Origin of the sequence: Aeromonas sp. QDB68 (assembly GCF_027707405.1) — a bacterium.
Lineage (GTDB): Bacteria > Pseudomonadota > Gammaproteobacteria > Enterobacterales > Aeromonadaceae > Aeromonas > Aeromonas caviae.
In genome coordinates, this window is record NZ_JAPCIQ010000073.1 from 1 (window position 1) to 10,122 (window position 10,122).

General features: G+C 62.8%; 13 protein-coding genes and 4 tRNA genes. 14 read left to right on the forward strand and 3 right to left on the reverse strand.

Annotation, left to right across the window (positions count from 1 at the left end):
• The first annotated feature begins 101 nt into the window (after positions 1-101).
• The 4 genes from PG892_RS16985 (at position 102) to PG892_RS17000 (ending at position 2,418) form a co-directional block, all read left to right on the forward strand.
• On the forward strand, positions 102-1,271 hold the full coding sequence (locus PG892_RS16985) for a UPF0149 family protein (RefSeq protein ID WP_010674640.1): 1,170 nt from the start codon (positions 102-104) through the stop codon (positions 1,269-1,271).
• A 150-nt stretch (positions 1,272-1,421) separates the two neighbouring features.
• Positions 1,422-1,892 carry a MarR family winged helix-turn-helix transcriptional regulator gene (locus tag PG892_RS16990; RefSeq protein ID WP_010674639.1) on the forward strand — a complete coding sequence of 157 codons (471 nt, stop codon included), beginning with the start codon at positions 1,422-1,424 and terminating at the stop codon, positions 1,890-1,892.
• Complete coding sequence (locus tag PG892_RS16995) at positions 1,889-2,077, forward strand: DUF4250 domain-containing protein (RefSeq protein ID WP_043155974.1); 189 nt, start codon at positions 1,889-1,891, stop codon at positions 2,075-2,077. Before PG892_RS16990 ends, PG892_RS16995 begins: the two co-directional genes overlap by 4 nt.
• 161 nt (positions 2,078-2,238) lie before the next feature.
• A complete protein-coding gene (locus PG892_RS17000) occupies positions 2,239-2,418 on the forward strand; it encodes a hypothetical protein (RefSeq protein WP_010674636.1) in 180 nt (59 codons plus the stop codon).
• Positions 2,419-2,509: 91 nt separating this feature from the next.
• On the opposite strand, the gene PG892_RS17005 is transcribed toward PG892_RS17000, so the two are convergent.
• On the reverse strand, positions 2,510-3,097 hold the full coding sequence (locus PG892_RS17005) for an FMN-dependent NADH-azoreductase (RefSeq protein WP_010674635.1): 588 nt from the start codon (positions 3,095-3,097) through the stop codon (positions 2,510-2,512).
• A 226-nt stretch (positions 3,098-3,323) separates the two neighbouring features.
• Here PG892_RS17005 and PG892_RS17010 point away from each other — a divergent pair, with 226 nt between their 5' ends.
• The 4 genes from PG892_RS17010 (at position 3,324) to PG892_RS17025 (ending at position 6,588) form a co-directional block, all read left to right on the forward strand.
• Positions 3,324-4,214 carry a DMT family transporter gene (locus PG892_RS17010; protein ID WP_041211382.1) on the forward strand — a complete coding sequence of 297 codons (891 nt, stop codon included), beginning with the start codon at positions 3,324-3,326 and terminating at the stop codon, positions 4,212-4,214.
• A 73-nt stretch (positions 4,215-4,287) separates the two neighbouring features.
• Positions 4,288-5,466: a formate-dependent phosphoribosylglycinamide formyltransferase gene (purT, locus tag PG892_RS17015; RefSeq protein ID WP_270825606.1), complete on the forward strand. Its 1,179-nt coding sequence runs from the start codon at positions 4,288-4,290 to the stop codon at positions 5,464-5,466.
• Positions 5,467-5,594: 128 nt separating this feature from the next.
• The gene (gene hxpB, locus PG892_RS17020) at positions 5,595-6,254 is read left to right on the forward strand and encodes a hexitol phosphatase HxpB (RefSeq protein ID WP_069785071.1); all 660 of its coding nucleotides are present in this window, start codon (positions 5,595-5,597) and stop codon (positions 6,252-6,254) included.
• A gap of 130 nt (positions 6,255-6,384) precedes the next feature.
• Positions 6,385-6,588: a CPXCG motif-containing cysteine-rich protein gene (locus PG892_RS17025; RefSeq protein ID WP_005336871.1), complete on the forward strand. Its 204-nt coding sequence runs from the start codon at positions 6,385-6,387 to the stop codon at positions 6,586-6,588.
• A gap of 78 nt (positions 6,589-6,666) precedes the next feature.
• Here PG892_RS17025 and PG892_RS17030 read toward each other — a convergent pair whose 3' ends face one another.
• Positions 6,667-6,957, reverse strand: coding sequence for a YciI family protein (locus PG892_RS17030; RefSeq protein WP_029314482.1), 291 nt, complete (start codon positions 6,955-6,957; stop codon positions 6,667-6,669).
• A gap of 102 nt (positions 6,958-7,059) precedes the next feature.
• Positions 7,060-7,671 (reverse strand): riboflavin synthase, encoded by a 612-nt coding sequence (locus PG892_RS17035; RefSeq protein WP_010674630.1) that lies wholly within the window; start codon positions 7,669-7,671, stop codon positions 7,060-7,062.
• A 133-nt stretch (positions 7,672-7,804) separates the two neighbouring features.
• Here PG892_RS17035 and PG892_RS17040 point away from each other — a divergent pair, with 133 nt between their 5' ends.
• The 6 genes from PG892_RS17040 to PG892_RS17065 all read left to right on the forward strand — a co-directional run bounded on the left by PG892_RS17040 (position 7,805) and on the right by PG892_RS17065 (position 10,118).
• On the forward strand, positions 7,805-8,011 hold the full coding sequence (locus PG892_RS17040) for a YaeP family protein (RefSeq protein WP_010674629.1): 207 nt from the start codon (positions 7,805-7,807) through the stop codon (positions 8,009-8,011).
• Between the two features lie 151 nt (positions 8,012-8,162).
• Positions 8,163-9,542, forward strand: a complete 1,380-nt coding sequence (locus tag PG892_RS17045) for an MATE family efflux transporter (RefSeq protein ID WP_029314480.1) — start codon at positions 8,163-8,165, stop codon at positions 9,540-9,542.
• Between the two features lie 194 nt (positions 9,543-9,736).
• Positions 9,737-9,813 (forward strand) — tRNA-Val (locus PG892_RS17050).
• 11 nt (positions 9,814-9,824) lie between these two features.
• Positions 9,825-9,901, forward strand: a tRNA-Val gene (locus PG892_RS17055).
• Positions 9,902-9,930: 29 nt separating this feature from the next.
• A tRNA-Val gene (locus PG892_RS17060) sits at positions 9,931-10,007 on the forward strand.
• Between the two features lie 34 nt (positions 10,008-10,041).
• Positions 10,042-10,118 (forward strand) — tRNA-Val (locus PG892_RS17065).
• The last annotated feature ends 4 nt before the right edge of the window (positions 10,119-10,122 follow it).

The following is a 10,122-nucleotide window of genomic DNA, read 5'->3' on the forward strand; positions in this document are numbered from 1 at the left end:
AACCAGCGGGGCTGACGCCCCGGCGAAATTCCCCTCCCACCTACGTCGGAGGGAGTCCCCTTTCGCATTTAAGATGGATCCAGACCCACAGCCAGCAGGAGATGAGTTACCCCGCCCTGCACGGCTTCCTGTGCGCCCGTCTGGCGGGGCCCGTAGCCCCCGACTGGCAAGATCCGCTGGCCGGCCTGCTGCCTCATGATGCGGCGCTGGACGAGAAGAGTGCCGAGGCGCTGCATCACCTGATCGCCGAGCTGGAAGCCCAGGCCGACGACGCGCAGCTGGCCCTGCCGAGCCAGTGTCGCCTCTCTACCGACAACCCGGAGCAGGTGTTTGACAAGCGCCATCCTCTGGGCCAATGGAGCTATGGCTTCAGTCAGGGGGTAGCCTGCTGGCCGGCGCCGACCGACCTGAACGATCCGGCGACCCGCTATCGCTTCAGCCTGGTGGCCGAGCTCTGCCTGTTTCGCGACAAGCCCATGGCCATGATGCTGCACCAGGCTACGGCCAGCGAGCCCCCCTTCCTCGATTTTTGCAAGCGTCAACGCCAGCAGATGAAGACGGCCCTCAACCTCCTGCTCGGCCAGGATCACTACGAGGCCGAGCCTGAAGAGAGCCCGTCCCTGGACAACGAGCAGACTCGCCAGTGGCAGCAGTGGTTCGAGCTGGCGGCAGAGAGCCGCGATCCCCTCGCTCGCCTTGGCTGGTTCGAGCGCATCATTGCCGATGCCAACCTCCTGTTCGATGAGGCATTCTGGCAAGCCCACGCGGGCCATGGCTGGCAGGTCCCCGAGGCACGCCCTCTGATCGCGGCCAGGGCCGGTCGAGCCGATTGCCTGCTGCGACTTGGGCAGCTTGGGCAGGCACGGGATGAGTACCTGGCCCTGCTCGCCCTCTGTCGCGCCGACGAGCCCGCTTGCCGCCACCCCCTCTCCACCCTCTATGCCTGGCAAGGGGAATGGGATGCCCTGCAACAACTGCTGGTGCGCTTTGATGAAGCCTCCTGCTGGCTGCTTTACAACAAGGCCTTGATGAGCTTTGTCTGCGAAGGGGAAGCGGCGGCGCGCCCTCATCTGGCGGCGGCAATGGAGGTCAATCCCCATGTGCCCGCCACTTTGCTGGGCCAGCGCCGCTTGCCCAAGCAGGAGCCTCGCCGCTGGCAGGGAGGCAGCCGTGACGAGGCGGCGCTCTACGCCTTGCAGAGTCGCGAGGCCTGGCTGACCCACAACGCCTTGATATGGCTGCGAAAGAGTGCGGGCAAGCAGGCCAGTTGAGACCCCAATTGCCGATTCGATGACAGAACACGTGCGCAAACGCACATTTTTCTGGTGACTGGTCAGACAAATGCCCCTGTGTTACGTATCATCAAGGCCAAAGTATCAAGAGAAACTGCACCCGATGCAGCCGCCACAGCAGGATGTCATATGTCGAAGATCATTGAGCTGCTCGCGCACTACCCTCCTTATCAGCTGGTTCACGCCGCTGAGATGGTGCGCGATACCTTTGAACAGTTTTATCAGCAGCGGTACCAACTCACCGTGCCCCAGTGGCGCCTGATGATGGTGCTCGGCCCCCACTACCCCATCAGCCAGAAGGAACTGGTGGAGGCGAGCGGCATGGACAAGGTACGGATCTCCCGCGAGATCCATCGTCTGGTGGAGAAAGGCATCCTGTTCACCGAGAACAGCGTGCAGGACAAGCGCATCAGCCTGGTCTCCTTCACCCCGGCGGGGCTCACCCTGTTCCAGCAGCTCAAGACGGAGGCGGGAAGCTGGCAGCACACCCTCACCGACTATCTGCCGGCCGAGGCGCGCCAGAGCATTCGCCTGCACCTGCAGAGCGTCAGCGATGCCATCGAACAACTTCACCTGCTGGACAACGAGCAACCCTCATGAAGCTGAACAACTTTGCCACCATGGATGTCAACATGCTGCTGAGCCTGGTCAACATGCAGCTGCGTGATCACTACGAGGATCTCGATGATCTTTGCCGGGCGCAGGATCTCGACAAGGAGGCCCTGGTCGCCAGGCTGGCCAGCGGCGATTTCCACTATCAGGAAGATCAGAAGCAGTTCAGATAGGGATCCGGATCACAACCCGACCCATGCCGCTGGCTCCGTCGGCAAAAGCTGCTAAGGTGGTGGCTACCCGGTCAGTTGATGTTCGCAAGAGGTATGGATACATCTTGTTGTCACAGACCGCGGTTAGCCTCTTGTTCACCACCCGCAGCCAAGGATGACCCATGATGCGCCTCATTCGACCAACCAGCCTGATCACCCTCTGCACATTGCTGGTGATCAGCCTCTTCCTCCCCCAGGTCCCCAACAGCGCCGAGCAGTGGCTCACCACCCTGCTGCTGGCCTCCCTCGTGGCGGTCTTTCTGATGGTCGGCAGCGGCTGCCGCCACTTCCTGCGCGAATAACGACGCCAGAGCGCGATGACTGCCCAAAAACAACAACGCAGCCCGAGGGCTGCGTTGTTGTTTCAGGATACTGGGGAGGCCCCGAGTCGCATCAGTAAGCCAGGGTTTCCAGCTGCTCCTTGGCCTGCTCAATCCCCTTGGCTTGCGCCTCCGGACCCATGCCCATGCCTTCGGCATAGATGAAGTCCACTTCGGTGATGCCGATGAAGCCCAGCACGGTACGCATGTAGGGGGTCACCAGGTCGGTGGCATTGCCCACGTGCATGCCGCCACGGGGGCTGACCACCAGGGCGCGGGTGTTCTCCACCAGGCCGACCGGACCGGTCTCGGTGTAACGGAAGGTCACGCCGGCACGGGCCACCAGATCGATCCAGTTTTTCAGCTGGGTCGGGATGTTGAAGTTGTACATGGGGGCCGCGATGATCACCAGATCGCTCGCCTTGAGCTCGGCGACCAGCTCGTCGGACTGGGCCAGCACCGCTTGCTGACGCTCGTTCAGGTTCTCGCCACCACGCAGGCCCATGGCCAGCTCGCCGTCCAGCACCGGCAGGTTCAGGGTCGCCAGATCGCGTACCTGGATGGTGTCACCCTGGCGCTCGGCCAGGTAGCCGTCGATCAGGGCGTTGGATTGGGAATACTGGCCCAGGATGCTGGACTTCAGAACGAGGATATTGGCCATGGTGAAACTCCATTTGATTGTCAATTGAACAGCCAGGCTGTCGATGGAGGTCACTATAAAGACTGGCATTAAAGCCTGATAGCGAAAATAGATGCTCAAGTCATTCAAAAAATTTGATGTCTGTGCATTTCCTCGGCAGAGAGGGGCTCATCAAACTCCGCCCCCTTGGCATGACAAACGATTGCCGTTATGATCCGCCGCACTTTTTGTACGTGATCCGGATCTCATGACCTCCTCCCGCAGGCATTCCCCCTTTGCCGGCGCCGTCTGGATGATGGTGGCAGGCCTCTGCTTCGCCGCAGTCAACAGCCTGAGCCAGTATGTCAGCTTCACGCTCGGCCTCCCCTCGACCCAGGTCGCCTTTCACCAATATCTGATAGCCCTGGTCTGCCTGCTGCCCTGGCTGGTGCGCCACGGTCTGCGCCAGTCCCTGATGACGAACCAGCTGCGCCTGCACCTGCTGCGGGTCGCCCTGGCGGTGACCGGCATCCAGTTTTGGCTCTGGGCCCTGGCGGTCCCCGTCCCCATCTGGCAGGGGATCGCGCTCTTGATGACCTCCCCCCTGTTTGCCACCCTGGGATCAGCCCTCTTTCTCAAAGAGCAGGTGAGCCGGGCCCGCATCCTGGCCACCCTGGCCGGCTTTGTCGGCGCCATGCTGATCCTGGCCCCCTGGACCGACGACTTCACCCTGGCCTCCCTGCTGCCGGTGGCGGCCGCCCTCTTCTGGGCAGGCTACTCCTTGCTGGTGCGCTATCAGGCGGCCAGCGAGTCGTCCCACACCATCGTCGTCTACCTGCTCGTCTTCAGCACCCCGTTCAACGCCATGCTGGCGATCCCTGAATGGCAGTGGCCGAGCGAAACCCAGTGGCTGCTGGTGGCCGCCTCGGGCGTACTGTCGGCACTGGCCCAGATGTCCATCGCCCGCGCCTACAGCGTGGCGGAGGCCTCCTTCGTGCAACCTTTTGATTTTGCCAAGCTGCCCATGAACGTGCTGGCCGGCTGGCTGGTATTTGGCTGGGCGCCCCCCGGTCGCTTGTGGCTGGGGGCGGCCATCATCATCGGCGCCATCACCCTGCTCACCCATCTGGAGCAGCGCGCCCACCCACCCACTTCCTGAGGTACGCCATGCGTGCCTCTTTTTTTGCTCACCCGGATCAGCCCTGCTGACCACCGACCTCAGGAGAGATCAGATGTTTGGAACCGCCACCCGCCCCACTGCGACCCGCGCCCTGCTGCTGGGATCAGGCGAACTCGGCAAGGAGGTCGCCATCGAGCTGCAGCGGCTCGGTATCGAGGTGATCGCCGCCGACCGCTATGCCAACGCCCCCGCCATGCAGGTGGCCCACCAGGCCCGCGTGCTGGACATGCTGGATGGTGCCGCCCTGCGCGCCCTGGTGGCCGAGGTCAAGCCCGACCTCATCATCCCCGAGATTGAAGCCATCGCCACCGACACCCTGGCCGCCCTCGAGCAGGAAGGGGTCAAGGTGGTGCCCAATGCCCGCGCCACCCAGCTCACCATGAACCGGGAGGGGATCCGTCGCCTCGCCGCCGAAACCCTGGGGCTGCCCACCTCTGCCTACCGCTTTGCCCAGAGCAAGGAGGAGTTTGTGGCCGCCGTCGAGGCCATCGGCCTCCCCTGCGTGGTCAAACCGGTGATGAGCTCCTCCGGCAAGGGGCAGAGCCTGCTGCGCGATCTCGCCAGGCTGGATGAAAGCTGGACCTATGCCCAGGAGGGGGGCCGTGCCGGTCGTGGCAAGGTCATTGTCGAAGGCTTCGTTCCTTTCGAGTACGAGATCACCCTGCTCACGGTGCGCGCCGTCGATGGCATCCACTTCTGCGAGCCTATCGGCCATCGTCAGGAGGATGGCGACTACCGCGAATCCTGGCAGCCCCAGGCCATGAGCGAGCTGGCCCTGGCCCGCTCCAAGGAGGTGGCGGCCAAGGTGGTCGAAGCCCTTGGCGGCTATGGTCTGTTCGGGGTCGAGCTCTTCATCAGGGGCGACGAGGTGTGGTTCAGCGAAGTCTCCCCCCGCCCCCACGACACCGGCATGGTGACCCTGATCTCCCAGGATCTCTCCGAGTTCGCCCTGCACGTGCGCGCCATCCTGGGGCTGCCCGTCGACACCATCACCCAGTACGGTCCGAGCGCCTCTGCCGTGGTGCTGCGGGAAGGCCACAGCCAGGATATCCGCTATCAGGGGATTGGCGAGGCACTGGCCCTGGTGCCGGGTGCCCAGTTGCGTCTCTTTGGCAAGCCGGAGATCGCCGGTCGTCGTCGCCTCGGGGTGGCGCTCGCCCGTGGGCAGGATTGCCAGGAAGCCGTGGAGCAGGCCAAGACGGTGGCAGCCCGGGTAGAAGTACTGTTCTAGGCAATCCGCTTTACCACGCAAAAACAAACGTTTATCTGCGTGATCCGGCGCAAGGGGCAGGTGACTGCCCCTTTCCCATTGAAGCACCAGGCTTATAATCCCCCCTTCACCTATGTCAGGAGTACAAGATGTTAACTGCCGTGATCTTCGATATGGATGGTGTTCTGATCGACTCGGAACCCTTCTGGCAACGGGCACAGATGGCCGTCTTCGCCGAACTGGGCCACTTCCACACCGAGGAGGACTGCAACTCCACCATAGGGGTGCGCATCGATCAGCTGGTGGCCCACTGGTACCGGATCCGCCCCTGGAGCAGCCCCAGCCAGGAAGAGGTGGTACAGCGCATTCTGGATCAGGTGATCGCGCTCATCCTGCAAGAGGGGCAGCCCAAGGCCGGGGTGCTGGAAGCCCTCGACCTCATCGAGGCCCAAGGGCTCAAGATCGGGCTCGCCACCTCCTCCCCGTTTGCCATGGTCGAGGCGGTGCTCGGCAAACTCGGCATCCAGGACCGTTTCATGGCGGTCCACTCCGCCGAGGTGGAGCGCTTTGGCAAACCCCACCCGGATGTCTATATCCACGCCGCCGAGAAGCTCGGCGTCGAGCCTGTGCACTGTCTCGCCATCGAGGACAGCTTCACCGGCCTGCTGGCGGCCAAGGCAGCCTCCATGACGGCGCTGATCGTGCCGGACCCGGCGCTGGTCGGCGATCCCCGTCTGGCCATCGCCAACCACGAGCTGCGCTCTCTTGCCGAGCTGAACGCAGAGATGCTGGCCGACTGGGTCAAGTAGGCAACACGGACTGACCTCCTGCCTCCCTTGAGCCCGCTCATAAACGTGCGCTTGCTCGCGGTTGCGCCGCCTTGTGGCGACTAGAATCAGCAGGAGCACAGAGACGGCCCACGGGCCCGAGGAGGTCACCATGATCGAATACACCAGCAAGCGTATCGTCTGCCCCCACTGCGGCCACCACACCCGGGTCGAGCTGGATGCCAGCCAGGGGGATCAGGAGTTCTACGAAGATTGCATGGCCTGCTGCAACCCCATCCACCTGCGGCTGCACCGGGATGAAGCCCGCGACTGCCTGCAACTCTTCGTGGATGCCGACGACGAGCAGCTGTTCTGAATTCCCCTGTCCAGACACAGATAAAAACAAACGGGACCCTATGGGTCCCGTTTGTTCTGGTGCCATCGTCAGGCTGGATCACGCTTCCCTCAAGCACGCCGCCTTCGCCGACGTCATGGTCGGAACAAACTCCACCACCTGATAATCGGCCGCCTCTGCCTGCTTGAAGGGATCCTCTGCCAGCATCGCCTCCAGGGCGTCTCGGCTCACGCCCTGCGCCAGTATGACGCCCCCGACTCGGGGTACCCGACGCCCGGACGCCAAAAAATGGCCTGCGGCATATTGCCGCTCCAGCCACGCAATGTGGGCCGGGATCAGGGCATCGATCTCCGCCAGCGGTTTCACATAGGTCAATGTCACGACAAACATAGAGAAGTCTCCAAGGCTCTGGGGCGGCGCCTCTTCCACAAGAGGGCGCCTTTCCCGTGATGCCGCCCTCCTCTTCGAACCCTGGGGGCAGCGCTCAGGTGGTTACTGGCGCGCCGCCAGCACCCGCTCCACCGTGTCGACGATGGCCTGGGTCTGGGGGTCAATCTCGATGTTGGTCTGCCAGCCGGCCTTGACCCAGCCCAGGTTGGTCCGGGCCAGGGTCTCGGGGATCAGATTGACGCAGAACTCCCTGGCGCGCACCTCGCCCACGGTGAGGCTGATGCCGTCGATGCCGATGTAGCCCTTGGTCAGCACGTACTTCATGAGCGCAGGATCGAGGCGATACCACACCTGGCGGTTGTTGGGGGTGTCGATGACCGAGGTCACCTCGGCCGTCCCCATGATGTGGCCGGACATGGCGTGACCGCCAATCTCGTCCCCAAAGCGGGCGGCCCGCTCCACGTTGACCTTGTCACCCACCACCAGTTGCCCAAGGTTGGTGAGGCGCAGAGTCTCCTGCATCAGATCGAAGCTGACCAGATCCCCCTCCACCCGGGTGACGGTCAGGCAGCAGCCGTTGTGGGCCACCGAGGCCCCCAGGGCCAGCCCCTCGCCCCAGGCCGGGCTCGGCATGCGGATCACGTGGGTGCGAAAATTGGGCAGTGAATCGATGGCCACCAGTTCGGCGGTCCCTTGTACGATGCCGGTGAACATGAGTCTCTCCAGGCTGTGAAAATTGTCGGCAGGTTACCCCCGGCCACCTTGCAAGACAAGGGTGCCGGCTGACAAGGAGAAGCGCGATCGCTATAGTGACCCCAATCAATCCAGACTGAACGAGGAAACAAAAATGCAGGTATATCAATGCTGTGAAGCCATTCGCATCGCCTACAACCAGATTGGCTCCGGTGAGCAGGGTTATGTGCCCCAGGCCATTGCCGCCAGCATACGGGCGCTCAACGCCGTGGCCTCCGACGAGCGGGTACCGGCGGATCTGCGCGAGCAGGCGGCCTATGCCGCGGCCAACCTGCTGATCAGCGATCACGAAGACGCCTGATCCCGGCTACAAATCTGCCGCCGACCTTCCCCGTTGGCGGTTTTTCAGGCTAGAATGACACCCCCGCATTTTGTCTCCTCAGGACGAGGAGGCAAAAGCCCATCTCTCTTGCCCGCTCTTTCTCTTTTATCTGATCCACTCGGAGGTGTCAGTGCAACGTTATTGGTCCGAGGCGAAGCAGCTCGTTCGTCTAGCCAGCCCCATTCTGGTCGCCCAGGTGGCCCAGATCGCCATGAACTTCGTCGATACCGTGATGGCGGGACAGGTGAGCGCCGTGGATCTTGCCGCCGTGTCGGTGGCGTCCAGCTTCTGGCTGCCGATCATCTTGCTGGTGCAGGGCATCATCATGGCCCTCACCCCCATCGTTTCCCAGCTCAACGGCGCCCGCAAGCAGGACGAGGTGCGCCCCGCCGTGCACCAGGGCTTCTGGCTCGCCCTCATCGTCACGCCCATCGCCATGGTGGCACTCTACTTCAGCCCCCTGGCACTGCAGTTCATGGATGTGGATCCCGTCATGGCGGCCAAGACTGCCGGCTACCTGCACGCCATCCTGTGGGGCCTGCCCGCCTTCGTGATGTTCCAGGTGCTGCGCAACTTCAGTGAGGGGCTCTCCCACACCATGCCGACCATGGTGATCGGGTTCGTGGGGCTCGCGGTCAACATCCCCGCCAACTACATCTTCATTCACGGCCACTTCGGCATGCCGAAACTCGGCGGCGTCGGCTGCGGCGTGGCCACTGCCATCGTGCTCTGGGCCATGCTGCTGGCGATGATCGTCTATGTGAAGTGCTCTGCCCACTTCAAGCGCATCAACCTGTTCGCCCAGCTGGCACGCCCCAACGGCAGCCGGATCTGGCGCCTGTTTCGCCTGGGGTTTCCCATCGCCATGGCCATCTTCTGCGAGGTGACCCTGTTTACCGTGGTGGCCCTGATGCTGGCCCCCTTCGGTGCGGAGACGGTGGCGAGTCACCAGATTGCGCTCAACTTCTCCAGCCTGGTCTTCATGCTGCCCCTCTCCATCGGTGTCGGCGTGACCATCCGGGTCGGTCACAACATAGGGGAAGGTCAACCGGATCAGGCCAGGGTCGCCGCCCGCACCGGCCTGATGCTGGGCATGGGAGTCGCCGCCGCGACCGCCGCCCTCACCGTGCTGCTGCGCGACCCCATCGCGGGGATCTACACCGACGACCTGCAGGTGATCGGCCTCGCCGCCACCCTGCTCTTCTTCGCCGCCATCTACCAGATCTCCGATTCGGTACAGGTGGTGGCCGCGGCGGCCCTGCGCGGTTACAAGGATACCCAGGCCATCTTCTACGTCACCATCGTCGCCTATTGGGGGCTGGGTCTGCCCACCGGCATGATCCTGGGGCTGACCGACTGGGTGGTACCGCGCATGGGCCCGCAGGGCTTCTGGATAGGCTTCATCGTCGGTCTCACCTCCGCCGCCCTGATGCTGGGCGCGCGGCTGCGCGTCATCTACGGCCGCTTCGCCAGCCCCGCAGCCTGCACAGCCCTCTCCCGGGCGCAATAGGGCGCGGCCAGGGGCACGGGGAGCCGCACTTTTGGGACGGCTCGCCTGTAAAATCAACAGGCTGCACAAGAACTGGGCAAACAGTCTCCTTTGTGCATGTCCCTTGTTGACAGCCTTGGGGGCCATGGGTAGTATGCCGACCACGCCAGCAGTGCTGGCGGGATAAAACGGGTCTTCAGTCCGGTTTATGAAGTGGGTTTATAGCTCAGTTGGTTAGAGCACTACCTTGACATGGTAGGGGTCGTTGGTTCGAATCCAATTAAACCCACCACTTTTCGTGATGCGTCCTTAGCTCAGCTGGTTAGAGCACCACCTTGACATGGTGGGGGTCGGTGGTTCGAGTCCACTAGGACGCACCATAATTGATGATTAGATTTTCGAATACGATGCGTCCTTAGCTCAGCTGGTTAGAGCATCACCTTGACATGGTGGGGGTCGGTGGTTCGAGTCCACTAGGACGCACCATTCGAAAACAGTTCATCAATAGAAACAATATCTTGCGTCCTTAGCTCAGCTGGTTAGAGCATCACCTTGACATGGTGGGGGTCGGTGGTTCGAGTCCACTAGGACGCACCAAATC